General features: G+C 45.1%; 17 protein-coding genes. 4 read left to right on the top strand and 13 right to left on the bottom strand.

The window, feature by feature from the left end; all coding sequences use genetic code 11:
* Window positions 1-286 precede the first annotated feature (286 nt).
* From AC0YOD_RS19290 to cymR, 5 genes are all read right to left on the bottom strand, one after another.
* Window positions 287-1,357 (bottom strand): AI-2E family transporter, encoded by a 1,071-nt coding sequence (locus tag AC0YOD_RS19290; RefSeq protein ID WP_475800951.1) that lies wholly within the window; start codon window positions 1,355-1,357, stop codon window positions 287-289.
* Window positions 1,358-1,515: 158 nt separating this feature from the next.
* The gene (locus tag AC0YOD_RS19285) at window positions 1,516-1,722 is read right to left on the bottom strand and encodes a hypothetical protein (RefSeq protein ID WP_475800950.1); all 207 of its coding nucleotides are present in this window, start codon (window positions 1,720-1,722) and stop codon (window positions 1,516-1,518) included.
* A 13-nt stretch (window positions 1,723-1,735) separates the two neighbouring features.
* Window positions 1,736-2,272 (bottom strand): PRC-barrel domain-containing protein, encoded by a 537-nt coding sequence (locus AC0YOD_RS19280; RefSeq protein ID WP_475800949.1) that lies wholly within the window; start codon window positions 2,270-2,272, stop codon window positions 1,736-1,738.
* A gap of 17 nt (window positions 2,273-2,289) precedes the next feature.
* The gene (locus AC0YOD_RS19275) at window positions 2,290-3,444 is read right to left on the bottom strand and encodes a cysteine desulfurase family protein (RefSeq protein WP_475800948.1); all 1,155 of its coding nucleotides are present in this window, start codon (window positions 3,442-3,444) and stop codon (window positions 2,290-2,292) included.
* A 13-nt stretch (window positions 3,445-3,457) separates the two neighbouring features.
* Window positions 3,458-3,877 carry a cysteine metabolism transcriptional regulator CymR gene (gene cymR, locus AC0YOD_RS19270; RefSeq protein ID WP_475800947.1) on the bottom strand — a complete coding sequence of 140 codons (420 nt, stop codon included), beginning with the start codon at window positions 3,875-3,877 and terminating at the stop codon, window positions 3,458-3,460.
* A gap of 196 nt (window positions 3,878-4,073) precedes the next feature.
* Between cymR and mnmA the strand changes: the two genes are divergently transcribed.
* Window positions 4,074-5,207, top strand: coding sequence for a tRNA 2-thiouridine(34) synthase MnmA (mnmA, locus tag AC0YOD_RS19265; protein ID WP_475800946.1), 1,134 nt, complete (start codon window positions 4,074-4,076; stop codon window positions 5,205-5,207).
* A 97-nt stretch (window positions 5,208-5,304) separates the two neighbouring features.
* Here the strand turns inward: mnmA and AC0YOD_RS19260 are convergent, their stop codons facing one another.
* The gene (locus tag AC0YOD_RS19260) at window positions 5,305-6,669 is read right to left on the bottom strand and encodes a hemolysin family protein (protein ID WP_475800945.1); all 1,365 of its coding nucleotides are present in this window, start codon (window positions 6,667-6,669) and stop codon (window positions 5,305-5,307) included.
* 394 nt (window positions 6,670-7,063) lie between these two features.
* On the opposite strand from AC0YOD_RS19260, the gene AC0YOD_RS19255 reads away from it, so the two are divergent.
* Both AC0YOD_RS19255 and AC0YOD_RS19250 read left to right on the top strand, forming a co-directional pair.
* Entirely contained in the window at window positions 7,064-7,645 is a 582-nt protein-coding gene (locus AC0YOD_RS19255; RefSeq protein ID WP_475800944.1) for a copper resistance CopC family protein, read from the top strand.
* Window positions 7,645-8,733 (top strand): copper resistance D family protein, encoded by a 1,089-nt coding sequence (locus AC0YOD_RS19250; RefSeq protein WP_475800943.1) that lies wholly within the window; start codon window positions 7,645-7,647, stop codon window positions 8,731-8,733. The genes AC0YOD_RS19255 and AC0YOD_RS19250 overlap by 1 nt, the downstream gene beginning before the upstream one ends.
* 80 nt (window positions 8,734-8,813) lie before the next feature.
* Here the strand turns inward: AC0YOD_RS19250 and AC0YOD_RS19245 are convergent, their stop codons facing one another.
* Window positions 8,814-10,124 (bottom strand): replication-associated recombination protein A, encoded by a 1,311-nt coding sequence (locus tag AC0YOD_RS19245; protein WP_475800942.1) that lies wholly within the window; start codon window positions 10,122-10,124, stop codon window positions 8,814-8,816.
* Window positions 10,125-10,340: 216 nt separating this feature from the next.
* Between AC0YOD_RS19245 and AC0YOD_RS19240 the strand changes: the two genes are divergently transcribed.
* Window positions 10,341-10,874 carry a GNAT family N-acetyltransferase gene (locus AC0YOD_RS19240; protein WP_475800941.1) on the top strand — a complete coding sequence of 178 codons (534 nt, stop codon included), beginning with the start codon at window positions 10,341-10,343 and terminating at the stop codon, window positions 10,872-10,874.
* Between the two features lie 132 nt (window positions 10,875-11,006).
* Here the strand turns inward: AC0YOD_RS19240 and AC0YOD_RS19235 are convergent, their stop codons facing one another.
* From AC0YOD_RS19235 to AC0YOD_RS19210, 6 genes are all read right to left on the bottom strand, one after another.
* Window positions 11,007-11,762: a tRNA threonylcarbamoyladenosine dehydratase gene (locus tag AC0YOD_RS19235; protein ID WP_475800940.1), complete on the bottom strand. Its 756-nt coding sequence runs from the start codon at window positions 11,760-11,762 to the stop codon at window positions 11,007-11,009.
* A gap of 29 nt (window positions 11,763-11,791) precedes the next feature.
* Window positions 11,792-13,612 (bottom strand): aspartate--tRNA ligase, encoded by a 1,821-nt coding sequence (aspS, locus tag AC0YOD_RS19230; RefSeq protein WP_475800939.1) that lies wholly within the window; start codon window positions 13,610-13,612, stop codon window positions 11,792-11,794.
* 27 nt (window positions 13,613-13,639) lie between these two features.
* On the bottom strand, window positions 13,640-14,905 hold the full coding sequence (hisS, locus tag AC0YOD_RS19225; protein WP_475800938.1) for a histidine--tRNA ligase: 1,266 nt from the start codon (window positions 14,903-14,905) through the stop codon (window positions 13,640-13,642).
* A 691-nt stretch (window positions 14,906-15,596) separates the two neighbouring features.
* Window positions 15,597-15,767 (bottom strand): hypothetical protein, encoded by a 171-nt coding sequence (locus AC0YOD_RS19220; RefSeq protein ID WP_475800937.1) that lies wholly within the window; start codon window positions 15,765-15,767, stop codon window positions 15,597-15,599.
* Window positions 15,768-15,859: 92 nt separating this feature from the next.
* Window positions 15,860-16,303 carry a D-aminoacyl-tRNA deacylase gene (gene dtd, locus AC0YOD_RS19215; protein ID WP_475800936.1) on the bottom strand — a complete coding sequence of 148 codons (444 nt, stop codon included), beginning with the start codon at window positions 16,301-16,303 and terminating at the stop codon, window positions 15,860-15,862.
* Window positions 16,304-16,376: 73 nt separating this feature from the next.
* Window positions 16,377-18,557 (bottom strand): RelA/SpoT family protein, encoded by a 2,181-nt coding sequence (locus AC0YOD_RS19210; RefSeq protein ID WP_475800935.1) that lies wholly within the window; start codon window positions 18,555-18,557, stop codon window positions 16,377-16,379.
* Between the last annotated feature and the right edge of the window lie 197 nt (window positions 18,558-18,754).

Raw genomic sequence — 18,754 nt, 5'->3', positions numbered from 1 at the left:
AATTCGCGGTACCACCCTGGTTATTGCGTCTCTCTTGGAGCATGCGCAATCGCCTTCATTAGACGATAACGAGTCCAACCGGTGAAGTTCATTCACACTCCGAAAAGAGCTTTCGGCCACCCTTCGTCATAAAAGCTTTCTCAACCAACGCTGCACTCCCCAATAGGAGCTGCAGTGAAGAAGCTTTCTCTCTGGCTAACGGGCAATGGCTTACTTCAATTCGTCAACGTTTTAATCAGATGTATACAAGACTATTCCAAAATTATAGCTAGAGCCTTGTCACCTGTCAAATAATCTTTCTCCTTACATAATAAGCGAACATATGCTGAACAATGACCTTGCATACGGCGAAGATCGGGACTGCCAAGATCATGCCGACTATACCTGCTATTTCGCCGCCAACCAGCAATGCGAAAATAATAGAAAGCGGATGCATGTGCAATGTTCGACCCACTACTTGCGGCGATATGACATTCCCTTCCAGTATTTGGCACAACGCATTAATAATCGCAACCAGAACGACCATTTTCAAAGAAACCGTGGAAGCCATCAAGAGCGCAGGCGCAGCACCGAAGAATGGTCCCATGTAAGGTATGACATTCGTAATCGCGACAATGCCGGCGAGAAGCAAGGCATAAGGCATCCCTACAATTAAGTAACCGAAATAGGCAAGAACACCGACAATGACACAAACCAGAAATTGCCCTCGGATATAGCTGCCAAGCGCAGAATCAATGTCCTTCAGGAGCCGGACCGTATTTTTCCGATGCGACTTCGGTACATAGGTGATAACGGTACGCTCAAATACATCAAAATCTTTTAATATATAGAAAGCAAGAAACGGAATGATAAACGCGATAAAAACAGCGTTAAGCATAGATCCGATATTATTAACAAAGTTAAACAAGCTCTCTGACAGCATTTTCTCAATATTCACTAATGCTTTATTCAACCCGCTTCGAATACTATCCGGTAAAAACGATGTATTGTTAATATCCGTCACAATATTTTGCGCACGCATGGACAGCTCTGGAACATGTCGATTGAGCTCCTGCACCTGTTCAACAAACATGGGAATCATATTTACGAGCAAAACGGTTATGACCGCACAGAACACGGCATAAATCAATAATACCGCAATCGTTCTCGGCACTTTCCGCTCATGCAGCATAGTAACGATCGGATTGAGGACATATGAGATAATCATAGCGATGATGAAAGGAGCAAGAACAGCCCTCAAAAATACATACACATTTACGATCAATGGCTTAATCTGCAGCAGCAATAAGATCGCGATTAAGCTTAATATAATGTAAATGAGCCATACGAATAGACGGCTCTTCGTAAATCTCTCCACCGTCCCCACCTCCGAACTAGCTATTTCACTTATTTGCCACGGGCAAAAGAGAACTAGTTCAGTATATGTACAAGCGGTCCATTTCATCCTTATATAAACAAAAAAAGACGGTCAAAGACGACCGTCTCTTGATTTCGCATATTTATAGAAAAGTCACGTCAGTTTACGTGTATTTCATGAACGTCAGCTATTTCCTCTTCAAAGAACAAATCGTCAAGCGAGCTTAACGTACCGTCCTCTTCCACTTGATAAACCGACATTTTCTCGCCGTTCACTGTTAATTCGATGAAGCAACCCCAGCAATAAAACTGATGGGAACCAATCTTTCCGATATCTTTGGAATTACAATTCGGACATCTCATCATATTTAATTTCTCCCTATCCTTTGAAATTGGAAACTGCGACAGGCTCCAATTCCGCTTCACTGACAGCAGGAACAATAATCGCATCTTCCCCTAGTAATACGGCATCCGGATCACTAGGCGCTCTCAGCCATTTACGCCCTTCCATCAAATCCGAAACAAAACCGTCCGTAAGCTCGTAGCCTATTATTTGTGTACCCTCATTTGGGTAAAAATATACATCTGATATGCGTCCGAGCTGTAAACCTTGAACAGTTACAACGGGTAAATCTTTTAATTTCACCAATCCTGTGTAAAAAGAGCGCAGCAATTGCTTTGACTTCATCCGAGTGATCGCTTCTTCACTTGCAATGATGACGGTGTCCTCTCCACAAGCTAATACATCGGACCACGCCACAATTTTCACAGATGAAGCAAACCATTTCGTATACTCCAGTATGAGACCATTTAATTTCCAATGCTCATCAAACCAAGCATCCTTTACCGTTCCGACCAGCTTGCCGGAATGGATCACAATAACGGGAAGTCCAATAAGCTGTTGAAGTTTAATCACGCTTAACCGGGGCCCTCCTAGTAGTTATTACGAATACGCCTCACGATCGTTCCAATTTTCTGTGCGGCTTCTTCTAATTCCTCTAGAGTATTCCCCAAACCGAAGCTAAATCTTACAGCCGAATGAATTTGTTCCTCCGGAAGCTCCATGGCACGTAAAACATGAGAACGTTCCAGCGCACCAGATGTACAGGCAGAGCCGCTTGCTGCCGCAATGCCTTCCATATCCAAATTCATCAGCATCGTTTCGGTATCAATCCCGATAAAGCTGATATTTACGATATGCGGCAAATGGTGATGCTCATTTCCATTCACAATAATGGGTGTTTGAACATGTTCTTGTAATAACTCTACCCATCTCTTACGAAGCTCAATCATAAAAAGTTGCTTCTTTTCCCGCTCGTTCACAGAAATTTCAACAGCTTCTGCAAAACCGACAATTCCGGCTATGTTTTCTGTGCCGGCACGGCGTTTCCGCTCCTGTGAGCCCCCGTGCTGTATAGATTCAAGCAGTGTTCCATTCGCTACGTATAATGCACCGACACCTTGAGGTCCGTTAATTTTATGAGCAGAAAAGCTCATCAAATCAACAGGCAGCTCATTTAGCCGATAATTTACCGACCCGAGCGTCTGTACAGCATCAACATGATAAAACGCACCGCCGCTTTGGGCTATGCGTCCTATTTCCTCAATCGGCTGCAAAGTACCTATTTCATTATTCCCGTGCATAATACTGACTAGACCTGTTTCCGGCGTCATCGCTTCTTCAACAAGCTCTGGCGCAGTTATTCCAGTACTATCAATTGGCAAAACAGTCAGACTAAAGCCTTCTTCCTTGCTGAGCCATTGGCATGTATGCAAAACGGCGTGATGCTCACCTGCTGATGTAATAATATGGTTTTTCCCTAGCTTGCGCTGCGCTCTAGCAGCGCCAATTATAGCGGTATTATCGCTTTCCGTGCCGCCTGAGGTGAACATAAGCTCTGTGGGTTTACAACCGAGGACAGCTGAAATACGATCTCTCGAACGATTTAGCTGCTGCTTTGCAGTTCTTCCAAATGAGTGCATACTCGACGAGTTGCCGCCGGGCCCTTGCATTTGCGCCAGCATTGCTTTCGCAACATTGGGATGCATGGGCGTCGTGGCAGCATGATCAAAATAATAGGTTTTCATCGGTCAACATCCTTTAAATATAGAACATATAGCTGTCAGGTTTTCCTTCTTCTTCAAAGGAGATGAGATTAGCTAACGTTGTAGAATCAAGTACCTCTGCAATGCTGTCACGGATTCTGAGCCATAAATTACGTTTTGCCGGATCATCCTCTTCTGTAAAATCGACAGGTGAAATCGGCCCTTCAAGAATACGGATAATGTCACCCGCAGTGATGCTTTCCGGATCTTTTGACAAAATATAGCCGCCGTAAGCGCCCCGAATACTTTTCACTAGACCTGCGTTGCGAAGCGGTGCTACCAATTGCTCCAAATAGTGCTCGGAAAGGTTATTTCGTTCAGCGATACTCTTGAGCGAAGTTGGCCCTTCACCAAATTTAGCCGCTAGCTCCATCATAATAGTTAAGCCGTAACGGCCTTTCGTCGATATTTTCAAATTGGCACCTCTTTTATATATTATTTGAGTTTTATATGTCTCTTACTAATGATTCTCTAAATCACTGTATTCCCATATCCCTTATATGTTAACATATCAAACTGGCATCGTGTGTAAAAAGGTTGACATCTTCATGAAAAAGTTTTCCGCGTATGTTACAATGATACGTGTTTGATTCAACAAGGTGGTGTTTATGATGGAAAAACCAATTTCTTCGACAAGAGTCGTCGTCGGCATGTCCGGTGGCGTGGATTCCTCCGTCACTGCGCTGCTGCTCAAGCAGCAAGGCTATGACGTTGTCGGCATATTTATGAAAAACTGGGATGATACCGATGAATTCGGTCATTGCACGGCGGAAGAAGATTCAGAAGATGTTCGCCGCGTCTGTGAACAAATCGGCATCCCCTATTATACCGTTAATTTTGAACGGCAATATTTTGACAAGGTCTTTACTTATTTTCTAGATGAATACAAACGCGGACGGACGCCTAATCCCGATGTCATGTGCAATCGTGAAATTAAGTTTGGCGATTTCTTGCAGCGTGCAATGGAACTTGGCGCTGATTATTTGGCGACTGGGCATTATGCACGGGTTGAACGTTCAGAGGATGGCGAGACCAAGCTGCTTCGAGGGATTGACTCCAACAAGGACCAGACTTATTTTTTAAGTGCCCTTAACCAAAAGCAATTGGAAAAGGCTATGTTCCCAATCGGTCATCTTCCTAAACCGGAGGTGCGCCGCATTGCTGAAGAAGCTGGTTTATATACGGCTAAGAAGAAGGATAGCACCGGCGTTTGCTTTATTGGCGAGCGGAACTTCAAAACCTTCCTGAGCGGCTACTTGCCAGCACAATCAGGCGATATGATTGATATTCATACGGGTGAGAAAAAAGGCCGTCATGACGGCTTGATGTATTACACGCTGGGTCAGCGTCAAGGGCTTGGCATCGGTGGATCCGGCTCAGGCGAGCCTTGGTTTGTAGCTGACAAGGATTTAGAGCGCAATATTTTGTATGTTGTTCAAGGCGATCAGCATCCTAGCTTATATTCCGTAAGCTTAACGGCTAGCGGCATGAATTGGATTCTGCCTATTAACAGCGACGCACCGCTCCGCTGCACAGCAAAATTCCGTTACCGTCAACCGGATCAAGGCGTATCCGTTACGATCCAAGAGGATGGCACAGCGCAAATTGTATTTGATAAGCCTCAAAAGGCGATTACACCTGGACAAGCAGTCGTGCTCTATGATGGTGAGGTTTGTCTCGGAGGCGGAACAATCGATGCGGTTCAGAAGATTGATTCTGACGCTTTTCTAGCTATGCAAGCTTAATTACACGATTCAAATAATAAGGCTGTCCCGTCGCGTAATGCGATAGGACAGCCTTATTTCATTTATTTTGAAATAACAATTATCCAAAATGCAGGTCTCACCCCTCCGCCCGCTTCTCCACAGATCTGGAACCTTCCGTTCTTTCGCCATGCTTCCTAATGATAAGACGTGTGATTCTTAAATGATCCGTTTCCTCGATAATGAATTCATACCCGCCAGGGTAAGTTATTTTTTGATTAACGACAGGCGGAATATCTATTTTCGAATAAATCCACCCCCCAATCGTATCGCAATCATCCGTTTCGATATCAAGACCAAAAAAGCTGTTTACCGCCTCAATAAGCATCAATCCGCTAATGGAATAGGAGTCATCATCTTTTTTTTCGAGCGGATCTCTCTCCTCATCAAATTCATCTTGAATTTCTCCGACTATTTCCTCCATGATGTCCTCCAGCGTTACCAATCCAGATGTCCCGCCGTATTCATCAATCAAAATGGCAATTTGCGATTTACGTTTCTGCATAAGCTTCAATAAGGTGCTGATTTGCATAGATTCCGGCACAGTCGTTATGGGTCTCGTTATTTGCCTTATATCACGCAGGCTGTGTGACGTATCCTTCAGCAAATCCTTAATATGAACAAAGCCAATGATATTGTCTTTATCGTTTTCACACACAGGATAGCGAGTCAGCAATTGCTCCAATGCGATTTTTTTATTTTCATCCAGTGCAAGACTCGTATTTAAGCAAATCATTTCTGTTCGCGGTATCATAATCTCGCGTGCATTTGTTTCCGTAAATTCGAAGATATTATCTACAAGCGTGAGCTCTGTATTGTCTATGAGTCCATTTTTGTGGCTTTCTTTCATCAAAATCCGAATCTCATCCTCGGTATGAGCAGCATCCTTCTCCGTGACCGGCTCTATACCTATTAACTGAAGAAGTCGATTTGCAAAAACGTTTAGCAGCCATAAGAAGGGATACATCAGCTTGTAAAATAGAACAAGCGGCGCAGCCGTTAGCAGTGAAATGGCATCCGATTTGCGAATAGCAATCGTTTTCGGCGCTAATTCTCCTATTACGATATGGAGCACCGTAATAAAACCAAATGCAAGGATATAAGAAACGATGTGAATGGAGGTTTCGTTCTGTATACCAATCCAAACAAACAAAGGCTCCATCATTTTCACAATAATCGGTTCACCGATCCAACCAAGACCTAGGGAAGCCAGCGTAATGCCGAGCTGGCAAGCGGATAAATAAGCATCCAAATTACTTGATAATTGCATAGATAGCTTTGCTAAGTAATTTCCTTCGGCGGCAAGCATCTGTATTCGGCTTCCGCGGACTTTTACCATCGCAAATTCCGCAGCTACAAAAAAACCGTTCAGCAGGACTAAAATCAGAATGAGAATTAATGATAAAGCAAGCGGTAAAGGGTCACTCAACGATTCCCTGTCCATCACTCTATGGCGAGAGCGATAACAGGTGCACCTCCTTTGGAAACAAAGATACGGCAATCTTTGTTTAATGTGTGAACGCTTCTTGCTGCTAAGCGCCGAATCATACGATCCAATCATCGCACTAGCCGTTTTCATGACTGTAGTTATGTGTATTCGACATAGGCTATCCAATATACATAATTTGGAGGCGTATTTCCTTCATTTTGGAAGCATTCCTTGAAGTCATCCGAAAAGTTCATAAAGCCGATACGAATTGTCCCCTTATGATGCAGATTACACACCTCTGAATCTGCTATAATGCAATCAGCATGGGATGAAAATTGCTTCACAAATCTTTTAGTGGCTGCTTACGGAGCAAGTTTTGCTTCACAAAACTTTTTAGGAGGAATACATGATGAAAAGAATTTTATTTATTTGCCTTGCTGCTTTGTGGCTCATACCCGGTGTTGCCTTGGCGCACTCGAAAATAGAAGTATCTGCGCCCGCAAAAGATGCGACGGTCAATGTCTCGCCAGAGCAAATTGAAATGACCTTTAACACAAAAATTGAAAAGCTAAGCAATTTCAAGCTCTATAACGCAGCTGGTGAAGAAGTGACCACTGAAAAAACGAAGGTCAGCGGATCCACACTGAGCGGCGCTGTTCCAGCCGAACTGCCTAATGGTGTTTATACCGTAAAATGGACGATTATTGGTGCGGATGGACATTCCGTAGAAGGAGATTATGCCTTTACAGTTGAAGCACCTGTGACTACGCCTTCTACAGAGCCTACAACTGAGCCGACAGCAGAAACGCCAGCTGAAACAGCAACGCCTGCTCCTGAAGTCAGCACACCGACAGACAATTCTGCGAATAATAACGGAGATACTGAGGCAACTGCTGGAGACAAAGAAGATACAAACTATACACCTGCTGTCGTAATCGGCGTTATTATTGTTGCAGCTGCAGTCGTATTGCTGCTCCGGAGGCGTAAATAATGATATACGTTAGCGAAGGCCTTCTTTATATTTGCTTCGCTATATTGACAGGAGCCCTATTGCTCCGGCTTGTGCCGGAGCAAAAAAGGCCCACAGTAGACGTTCCGAACGGCATACTGCTAGCCTGTGTGATAGCCATTCCCATTTTATCCTACGTGCCGATTCATCAAAATGCTTTATTATTTGCAAAAGACTTTGATATGTCATACAACGCAGTGTTAAAAAGTATTTTGCTTGATATCAATATGGGTAAAGCTTGGCTTTGGACAGCGATTGGAGCTGGCGGCCTTGCTTTCTTACTCGGTCTCAAATCATTTCGCAATGACAAGCACATGCCTAAAGTAGCTTTATTTGTTACGTTTCTCTTAATCGTATGGCTCGGTTACGCCAGCCATGCATCAGCGTTATACGGATTTAAAGGCTTAGTAACACACTCAGCGCATTTCCTTGCTGTGAGCATATGGATCGGGATCTTATTCGTTGTAAGCTGGTTTTCCAAAGATGACGCGAACTGGTCACCCTTCTTAAAATGGTTTTCTCCAGTAGCTATCGTCTGTGTCGTTGTGACGCTGGTAGCCGGTTTGTTGCTCATGACATTTACGACCTCCAACTATGTAGAGGCTTGGATGCTTCCATACGGTCAAATGCTCCTTATGAAGCATTTGCTCATCATTCCTTTGCTGCTGTTTGCATACACAAATGGATTCCTATTCAAAAAGCTGAATGGAATCCATTCATCCTTCAATCCGAAACGATGGATGCGCGCAGAAAGCTTGTTCGCGCTTCTTGTGCTCGCAGCAACTGCAGTACTTGGGCAGCAAGCGCCACCGCATAATGTCAAGGAAACACTTCAAACCGTTTCTCCTTCACCGTTGTTTACAGCACTTTACAAGGGGCCGTTCAGCCCAGATATTACCTTGCATTTCACGCTGCATTTGGAGAGTATTCTCATGTTTGCAGCTGCTGTATTAATGGGTGCCGGTCTGATCATGATGTATCGCGCTAACCGCATACTGCCTGCATTGATTATGGGTATTTTCGTTGCGGTCTTCGGTTATTTCGCACTGATGTTCTCCATCGCTATTTAAATGTGATACTACATAAATAGGCTGCCCTGCTAGTCTTCGGACTAAGGGCAGCCTATTTTTTCACAAAAACATGTTCAAGATCAATGATTGTTTTTTCGTTTCTGCTGATTTTGTTTAATCTTATCCTCCATGCCTTGCTCGGTTGCCTTATAAAAAGTCATGCCTCCCAGCGTATCCGGCAAATACTGCTGCTTCACAAAGTGATTCGGGTAATCATGCGGATATTTATATCCCTCATGACCAAGCTGTGACGCGCCGCGGTAATGGGTGTCCCGCAGATGAAGCGGCACCTCCGCTCCCCCTGCCCGCTCTATTGCCGCTTCTGCATTGCCGATAGCAATTGCTGTAGCATTCGATTTTGGGCTCTCCACAGCGAATAGAATCGCTTGTGATATGTTGTATTTGGCTTCTGGCCAGCCAATCTTATGATAAGCATCCATTGCCGTTACCGATTGAATCATAGCTTGCGGATTGGCAAGACCGATATCCTCGCTGCAGGCAACAATAAGCCTCCTAAGGAAGGTCATAGGGTCCATTCCTAACTTCTCCACTGCATAAAAAAACCAGAATAAAGCCGCATCGCTTGAGCCGCGAATGCTTTTGTGAAAGGCTGAGAGCACATCGTATTGCGTCGACTGATCTGCACGCATGCTCGGCTTCCTTATGGATTCCTGCGCTACCTCCAGTGTTAAATGAACGGAGCCATCCATCTCTGAGGGTGTTGTCACCGCTGCAATCTCCAAGGCGTTAAGCGCACGACGAATATCTCCGCCTGCCATAGTCGAAATATGGCGAAGCGCCTCTTCATCCGCATGCAAATCCATAAAGCCTAGACCGCGGTCAGCATCGGCTATCGCTCTCTTCATCGCTTGATAGGCATGCTCTTCGTCGAGCGGTTGAAGCTGGAAGAGCGTAGAACGTGACAATAAAGCCCCATTCACATGATGAAATGGATTTTCTGTCGTAGCACCAATAAAGATAATAATTCCCTGCTCTACAGCAGGCAAGAGTGCATCCTGTCTTGCTGTATTAAATCGATGAACCTCATCTAAGAATAGGATCGTTTTTTTCCCGTACATGGATTTATTAGTCCGAGCACGATCAATCACCTCTCGCACGTCTTTAACGGATGCATCAACTGCATTAAGCTTCACAAATTCGCCTGCGGTACGCAGTGAAATAATATGTGCCAGCGTCGTTTTGCCGCAGCCAGGAGGTCCATATAACAAAATAGACGAAACCTGATCACCCTCAATCGCTCTCCGAAGCAGCTTCCCACTGCCTACTATATGTTCTTGCCCAATATATTCATCCAAAGTTTGCGGCCGCATCCGGTCAGCCAGCAGCCGTGCACGCGGCGCTTCTTCCTCCTGATAATTAAATAAATCCATTTGCGCTCCCCAACCTTCTTTCCTCTGTTACCTCGATCATAGCATACAAGCACATTTGTTCGCCAGATTCATAAAAAGGACATTATTAATTCACAAAAAAAACGGTTTACAAAAATTGGTATAATGAGTATAATATCGCTGTCGAACATTATTTTTTTGTCATATAAGGTTATTATTTGCAATTAATGAGTCGAAAGTCATGGGGGTTGAAGTATTTTGTTTAAACGTGTCGAAAATACAAGAGAAACCGCATTATTTAATGATATTTGGACTAGTGTATGGAAGGAAAAGGGTTATGAATTAGAATATAGTGAATGCTCGCTTGCTAGGTATCTGATTGTCACCCCAGAAGGCGATCATATAGGCACCGCTGAAATTAACCTTTTTGACAAAAAAAACAGCTCGGTCTTGCATGTGACTACTCTTCCAAAGCATATCCTTGCCGCGGCTGATAAGGGTTTAGTCGCCGAAATCGACAAAATCGCTCTATTGAAATCTTTTCGCGGCGGCTATATCTCCGACCTCCTCTCCTCCATCATCTTTTTTGCAGATAAGCATGATTATCGCTACTTCGTCTCCTTGTTAGAGCCTGTTTTTTATCGCGCGCTTCGTGTCAGCTTTCAGATCCCCATGGAGAAGATAGGCAAAGAGACCTATTATAAAGGCGACTACGTCGTGCCCGTTTTATTCGATACCCAACAAATGTATCAGCGTATGTCCTCATTTAACTGGCTCAAGTATCCGAGTTGATGAGACGACACTGATCATTGCTCATAAAAAATAGCCGTTTTGAGCTGAAGAGCATATGCTCTCTTGGCTCGAAACGGCTATTTTCAAATAAAAGTATACGTTTGAGAGGTTATTCTACCTCTTGTATTTCAGCTAGAGCTCAATGCCGCCTGTCTCAAGCAAGTCCTTCACAACGACACTGACCATAATAAGGCCAGCGACAGGAGGAACGAATGCATTGCTCGCAGGAGGTTGTTTCGCTTTACGAATTTCCGGCGCATTTTCAGGAACGATCCGCTTCGTTACATCCTCACGGGGTTTCATCGGCAGCTCGGTTGAGAACACAACCTTTACTCCCTTATTAATTCCTTCTTTACGCAGCTTTGTGCGAATAACTCTCGCCAAAGGATCCGTATGCGTCTTTGAAATATCAACCACTTGAAACTTCGTTGGATCCATTTTGTTCGCAGCACCCATGCTGGATATGATCGGAATTTTCCGCTCCAAGCATTGCTTGATCAAATGAATTTTGTACGAAATCGTGTCTGAAGCATCAACAACATAATCGAGTGGATACTCGAAAAATTGTTCATACGTTTCCTCTGTGTAGAACATCCGTAGCGCGATCACATCGCATTCCGGATTAATAAGCTTAATCCGGTCGCGCATAAGTTCTGCTTTCACTTGTCCTACCGTTGTCGTAAGCGCGTGGACCTGACGATTGACGTTCGTTATATCCACAACGTCCTTATCGACCAGGATGATCCGTCCAACGCCAGTTCGCGCCAACGCTTCAGCAGCAATGCCGCCGACTCCGCCAATGCCGAGCACGGCAACCGTGCTCCCCTTCATTAGCGCAAGTCCCTCTGGTCCAATAGCCAGTTCAGTTCGTGAAAATTGGTGAAGCATCAGGCTGCCGCCCCTTTCGCATTGATGTTTTATTTTTCGTTTGATTCAGAAGCAGCAGCTGCTGCAGTTGCAGCGGCAACCGGTTTTGGTTTAAGCACAGTACGAATATGAAGCTGCTCCAGCTGAGAGAGTTCAACCTCAGACGGCGCATCGCAAAGCAGATCCGTTGCACTTGCTGTTTTCGGGAATGCAATCGTCTCACGAAGGTTCGTACGGCCAGTAAGAAGCATAACTAGACGATCAAAACCAAAAGCAATACCGCCGTGTGGAGGCGTTCCGTATTCGAATGCATCGAGCAAGAAGCCAAACTTCTCTTGCGCTTCTTCCATGCTGAAACCAAGCGCTTTGAACATTTGTTCTTGCACTTCACGTTTGTAAATACGCATGGAGCCGCCGCCTACTTCATAACCGTTCAGTACTAGGTCATACGCTTGTGCGCGAATTTGACCTGGATCTGTATCGAAGAAGTGAAGATCTTCTTCATTTGGACGAGTGAACGGATGATGTTCAGCAACATAACGTTTGGAATCTTCGTCCCAACCAAGAAGTGGGAAATCTACAACCCAAGCAAATTTGAATTTAGATTGGTCAATTAGACCCAGATCTTTACCCAATTTTGAACGAAGGTTGCCAAGCACATCTGCAGCTACCTTCTTCTTATCAGCAGAGAAAGTGAGCAAATCGCCATCTTCTACTTGCAAGCGCTCAGTCAGAGCAGCAATTTCTTCTGGTTTAAGGAATTTAACGATCGGACCGCGCCATTCGCCATCCTTCACCGTAATCCAAGCCAAGCCTTTACCGCCGTAACGGACAGCAAACGGCTGCAATTCATCAAGTTCTTTGCGGCTCCAGCTTGCACAGCCCTTAGCATTCAACGCTTTAACAACGCCGCCGCCAGCAGCAACGCTTGCGAACACTTTTACGTCGCTAGTGGATACGATGTCAGTAATGTCTTCGATTTCAAGACCGAAACGCAGATCCGGTTTGTCTGAGCCGTATTTGTTCATAGCATCTGCATACGTAATGCGTTGGAACGGAAGCTCAAGCTCAACGCCAACCGTCTCACGAAGCAGTTTAGCAGTCAGTTCTTCCATCATAGCAAGCAATTGATCTTGTGAGAGGAATGAAGTCTCAATGTCGACTTGTGTGAATTCCGGTTGACGGTCTGCACGAAGATCCTCATCGCGGAAACAACGAGCGATTTGATAGTAACGCTCAATACCGCCTACCATAAGCAGCTGTTTGAAAATTTGCGGTGATTGCGGCAATGCGAAGAACTCGCCTTCATGCACACGGCTTGGCACCAAATAGTCACGAGCGCCTTCTGGCGTGCTTTTCGTAAGGATCGGCGTTTCTACATCGATAAAGCCTTCTCCGTCAAGGAAATCACGGAATACTTTAGCTGCTTTCGAACGAAGGAAAAGAGTTTTTTGCATTTCCGGACGACGAAGGTCAAGATAACGGTATTTCAAACGCAGCGACTCATCCACTTCAACGCCGTCTTCAATTGGGAATGGAGGTGTTTTTGCAGCATTCAAAACTTCGATTTTTGTAACACGAACTTCTATCTCGCCTGTTGCAAGGTTAGCATTATAAGTTTCAGCGTCACGTTCTACGACTGTACCTTGAATCGCAAGAACGAACTCGTTCCGAGCGCGATCAGCGATAGCAAGCGCATCACCGGAGAAATCTGGATTGAATACCGTTTGTACGATACCTGAACGATCGCGTAAATCAATAAATAGGACGCCCCCAAGATCGCGACGACGTTGTACCCAGCCGTTAAGGATGACGCTTTGACCTACGTCCGCTTTTGTTAAGCGGCCGCAGTGATGTGTTTTTAACAACATAATTTTCATGCTCCTCATTTAGTTAGTTTAGTTATGATTTGAATCTGAACCGCTAATTTCATCAGCGAGCTTCTCTAGAGCTACTTTCCTTTGCTCGCCATTGCTCATATCCTTCAAAGCAATCTCACCGCGTTCAAGCTCATCATCACCAAGAATCGCTGTAAAACGAGCCTGAAGCCGATCTGCTGACTTCATTTGCGCTTTCATCTTACGACCAAGGTAATCACGTTCTGCACGAATGCCGCGCGCTCTAAGCTGATACACAAGCTTCGTAACCTCACGATCAGCTGCATCTCCAAGTGCTACGAGATAAACGTCCACTCCGCTTGTTACAGGCAGCTCAGTTTGCTGATGCTGAAGCAGAAGTATCGTTCTCTCAAGACCGAGTCCAAAACCAACTCCTGGCTGATCTGGCCCGCCGATTTCTGCTACGAGCCCGTTATAACGGCCGCCGCCGCCAATGGTATCAATGGCGCCGATGCCTTCCGCTTTATATTCGAAAGCGGTATGCGTGTAATAATCCAATCCGCGAACAAGCCGGTGATTGATTTCATATGGAATGCCCATATCCGTCAAGTACATTTTCACCTTATCGAAATGAAGCTGACATTCCTCATCCAAGCTGTCCAAGATAGATGGCGCATCCGTAAAATGCTCTTGATCCACTTTACAGTCCAGCACGCGCAGCGGATTGCGATCCATCCGAGATTGGCAGTCCTTGCAAAGCAAGGAGCGCTTCGGTTCAAGGAATGCAAGCAGACGCTCCCGGAACACCGCTCGCACCTCTGGCGTGCCTACGGAATTGATCTCGACACGAACACCCTTCAAACCAACCTCGGTATAGAAGGTATAGCCTAAAGCAATAACCTCTGCATCAATAGCCGGATCGACTGAACCTATTGCTTCAACACCGAACTGATGCAGCTGGCGATAACGACCTGCTTGCGGACGCTCATAACGAAACATCGGTCCAATGTAATAAAGCTTAGATACATCGGGTTCTCCGTATAATTTGTTTTCTACATAGGATCTTACAACGCCCGCTGTTCCCTCAGGGCGAAGCGTTAGACTGCGATCGCCTCGATCGATGAAGGTATACATCTCTTTCTCCACGATATCCGTTGTCTCACCCACGCCGCGCTGGAATAGCTCAGTCGATTCAAACATCGGCGTCCGAATTTCACGGAAATTATAACGTCCGCAAATATCACGCGCTTTTTGCTCTACGAATTGCCATCTCTCAACGGCACCAGGCAGTATATCCTGTGTTCCCGGTGATTTTTGAAATGCCATATGCAAACCCCTCCTGACCCCTTATTTCTGCTTAGAATAAACCTCAGAAAACACAAAAAACTCCCGTTCCTAACGGCATATGCCGTAAGGGACGAGAGTGTAGCTCCCGTGGTACCACCCACATTCCGAGTATGCATGAGATGCATAAGCTCGCTTCAAGACGGTTAACGCCCGTCACTCGCATTACAGCTACTGAGTACTCGTACAAGCTTAATGCTTTACGCTCACCTGTTCACCGTATGTTCTCCGGGAGGTCTATTCATTCCACCGATATAAGGACGCTTGCAGCCAATTGACGTCCCTCTCTGAGTATAGCGTGAAGAATTACTTTGTCCCATCAACGAATCAAATCATACAATCATTATTGTTTATTAATTCTACCCTTCGCAATGCTTAAAGTCAAGATTCATCTGCCTAGAGGGGTTGTCACATCTCAGGCTTCGGAAAAAAGGGCAGAAAAAAACCTACAAAACCAGTTTGTAGGTCCATAAGTAATATATTTTTAAAAAGGGGGTCGAGTTCTATTATAGGTTAACGATGTTAAAGGAAAGTTAGAAAATGATTACAGTAATATTACAATTTCGAAAGCGTTTTTATATTATGAGCTTTATTAGAAAGTTGGCTGCGCTAATTTTTGTCCTGAAAACAGAGACACCGTCCAAGCGAATGCTTAGACGGTGTTTTCCTTGAGCTATAGATGACCTTGATTATCGCGTCGGGGCTGCTGAGGAAAACCTGCCCATTCTTCAGCAGCTTCAATATCATCCTCAAGCTCTGAGAAAACCTTTGCCTCTCTGCGATCGGGATGGAGCAGTCTTCTAGAAGCTCTCTCCATTCCTTGTTCCTTGCGAGATTGATGCATCCGTGGAATACCTCCCATACAGCATAAGGCTCGCATCAGCTAAGTCATAGCTCAGCGCAGCTTACTGTATATTGTTTCCCACGAAGTCATTCTTAAGCGCCGCTCTCCAAAATTAACGTTACTGGACCTGAATTAACCAGCTCAACACTCATCATGGCACCAAAGCGCCCCGTTTCAACGACTAGTCCAAGCGCGCGAAGAGCCTCGTTAAACTTGTCGTATAGCTCCTCTGCTTGCTCAGGTCTAGCTGCCTTCATAAAGTTCGGCCTTCTGCCCTTGCGGCAATCCCCATAAAGGGTGAATTGCGATATCGACAACAGCTGACCGCCTATATCGGTGACAGAGTGGTTCATTTTACCGGATTCATCTTCAAAAATACGCAGGTTAGCTACTTTATCCGCCATCCAGGCAATATCCGACTCCGTGTCCTCATGCGTTAATCCTACAAGAAGCACGAGTCCGAAATCTATAGAACCAACAGTATCACCGTCGACGATGACCTTTGCCTCTTTACTGCGCTGCACAACAACCTTCACTACTATAGACCTCCGTTATTGAGGACATTTACAACTGCATGAAGCAGCCATTATTACATGCGATTGCAAATTTTTACTGCATAATACGCTGCACGGTATAAATGTCCTGAACACGTTTTATTTTTTCTACAACAGACGACAAATGATCAATATTGCTGATGAGCACTGTCATATGGATTAAAGTCATTTTATTTTTTACAGAACGAGCCGAAACGGTAGATATGTTCGTTTTGCTTTCAGAAACCGCCTGAAGCACCTCGTTAAGAATCCCTCTGCGATCACTGCCCGTAATTTCAATATCTACGCTGTAATTCGCCTCAATGGAATCTTCCCACTCTACCTCAATAACGCGTTCTCCCTCTTCACCCTGATCGCCAAAAGGAATGTTCTGACAATCCATGCGGTGAACAGAAACGCCTCGCCCGCGGGTGATATAGCCGATAATCTCATCGCCAGGCACTGGGTTACAGCAACGAGCAAATCTAACAAGCAGATTATCTATGCCCCTCACGGTAACGCCTTGATTCGGTCTCGTTCTCCGATTGCCCGGTGATTTAATTTCTTTCACTTCATTCGTTAACTCGATCTGGCTTGCTAGCTCAGCTTCTCTGCGCATTTTCTCGGTAAGCTTCGAACAAACCTGAGGTGCCGTAATGCCGCCAAAACCTATAGCCGACATCATATCCTCGATATCATTAAAAGCAAACTTTGCTGCAGCCTCCTGGAGCTTATCCTCAGTCAGCCAGGCTGATGCCTCCAGGCCAAGACGCTTAAGCTCACGCTCTAACGATTCTCTGCCCTTCGCTACATTTTCCTCGCGTCTTTCTTTTTTGAACCATTGACGTATTTTGCTCCGCGCATGAGAGGACTGTGTGATTTTAATCCAATCTTGGCTTGGACCGTAGGAATGCTTAGATGTCAAAATCTCAACAATATCACCGGTCTTCAGCTTATGATCAAGCGGTACAATTCTACCGTTCACCTTCGCGCCGATCGTACGATTACCAACCTCTGTATGGATTCGGTATGCAAAATCAAGCGGAACAGATCCGGCAGGCAGCTCAATAACCTCACCGCTTGGGGTAAATACGAACACCAAATCAGCAAAAAAGTCCATTTTGAGCGATTCCATAAACTCTGAAGCATCGCGAGCTTCATGCTGAAGCTCCAATATTTCACGGAACCAGGACATTTTGTCTTCAAAGTTGCCGTTTGGCACAAGAGTACCTTCCTTGTAAGCCCAGTGAGCTGCAATGCCGTACTCCGAAGTTCTGTGCATTTCACTTGTTCGAATCTGAACCTCTGTAGGCTCTCCATTTGGTCCTATGACCGTCGTATGAAGCGACTGGTACATATTTGCCTTAGGCATCGCTATATAGTCCTTAAAGCGGCCTGGCATCGGTTTCCAGAGCGTATGAATAATGCCGAGCGTCGCATAGCAATCTTTAATGTTTTCTACAATGATGCGAATAGCAAGCAAATCGTAGATCTCCGTGAACTGCTTGTTACGATCGGTCATTTTTTTGTAAATACTGTATAGATGCTTAGGACGTCCTGAAATATCGCCTTCGATACCCATTTCTTCCATCTTCTCTGTAATACGAGAAATGACATCTTCAATGAACTGCTCGCGCTCCGCACGCTTCTTCTTCATCAGGTTCGCGATGCGATAGTATTGCTGCGGGTTCAAATAACGAAGAGCGATATCTTCCATTTCCCATTTGATCGCAGATATACCAAGACGATGAGCAATCGGACAAAAAATTTCCAGCGTCTCATAAGCGATACGACGCTGCGCTTCCTCTGATTGAAATTTGAGTGTCCGCATATTATGCAGACGATCCGCTAATTTAATCAAAATAACGCGAATATCCTGCGCCATCGCGACAAACATTTTACGATAATTTTCGTTCTGCTGCTCTTCTTTAGAACGAAATTGAATTTTTTCGAGCTTTGTCAGACCGTCTACCAACATCGCACAGGTTTCGCCAAATTTTGCACGAACCATCTTCAGATCCACCGTCGTATCCTCGACGACATCATGAAGCAATGCCGCAATAATCGACAGCACGTCCATTTGCATATCAACAAGTATATCAGCAACCGCAACGGGGTGTAATATATACGGCTCTCCCGATTTCCTCACTTGTCCGTGATGGGCTTGTTCCGCAAAGTCATAGGCTTCCTGGATGCGTATAAGGTCCTGCTCTTTCATATAGGCGGATGCCTTCTCTAGTAAATGCTCAATGCCCATGAAACGTCCCTTTCTGAATACACTCCTGGCGGATCCCATTCATGCGTTTTCCGAGTTTTTATAATATTATGCCTGTAATAACGGTACTACGTCAACTGCTGGAGCCCTTCATCAATAAAATAAAACCGCCATTCCCCCACGCAGATAGCGTAAAAGGCGAAAGGCGGTCTTTTTTATGAGTCGGATTTCGCCGAACT

It is taken from the genome of Paenibacillus sp. J31P13, assembly GCF_056269295.1.
This window is presented reverse-complemented; position numbering and strand designations above follow the sequence as displayed.

Excerpts from the sequence above, each read along its gene's own strand:
- AC0YOD_RS19220 (WP_475800937.1), bottom strand. The coding sequence starts at position 15,767 with ATGCATCAATCTCGCAAGGAACAAGGAATGGAGAGAGCTTCTAGAAGA.
- mnmA (WP_475800946.1), top strand. The coding sequence starts at position 4,074 with ATGGAAAAACCAATTTCTTCGACAAGAGTCGTCGTCGGCATGTCCGGT.
- AC0YOD_RS19250 (WP_475800943.1), top strand. The coding sequence starts at position 7,645 with ATGATATACGTTAGCGAAGGCCTTCTTTATATTTGCTTCGCTATATTG.
- AC0YOD_RS19275 (WP_475800948.1), bottom strand. The coding sequence starts at position 3,444 with ATGAAAACCTATTATTTTGATCATGCTGCCACGACGCCCATGCATCCC.
- AC0YOD_RS19285 (WP_475800950.1), bottom strand. The coding sequence starts at position 1,722 with ATGATGAGATGTCCGAATTGTAATTCCAAAGATATCGGAAAGATTGGT.
- aspS (WP_475800939.1), bottom strand. The coding sequence starts at position 13,612 with ATGTTGTTAAAAACACATCACTGCGGCCGCTTAACAAAAGCGGACGTA.
- AC0YOD_RS19235 (WP_475800940.1), bottom strand. The coding sequence starts at position 11,762 with ATGCTTCACCAATTTTCACGAACTGAACTGGCTATTGGACCAGAGGGA.
- AC0YOD_RS19210 (WP_475800935.1), bottom strand. The coding sequence starts at position 18,557 with ATGGGCATTGAGCATTTACTAGAGAAGGCATCCGCCTATATGAAAGAG.
- AC0YOD_RS19260 (WP_475800945.1), bottom strand. The coding sequence starts at position 6,669 with ATGGACAGGGAATCGTTGAGTGACCCTTTACCGCTTGCTTTATCATTA.
- AC0YOD_RS19255 (WP_475800944.1), top strand. The coding sequence starts at position 7,064 with ATGAAAAGAATTTTATTTATTTGCCTTGCTGCTTTGTGGCTCATACCC.
- hisS (WP_475800938.1), bottom strand. The coding sequence starts at position 14,905 with ATGGCATTTCAAAAATCACCGGGAACACAGGATATACTGCCTGGTGCC.
- AC0YOD_RS19245 (WP_475800942.1), bottom strand. The coding sequence starts at position 10,124 with ATGGATTTATTTAATTATCAGGAGGAAGAAGCGCCGCGTGCACGGCTG.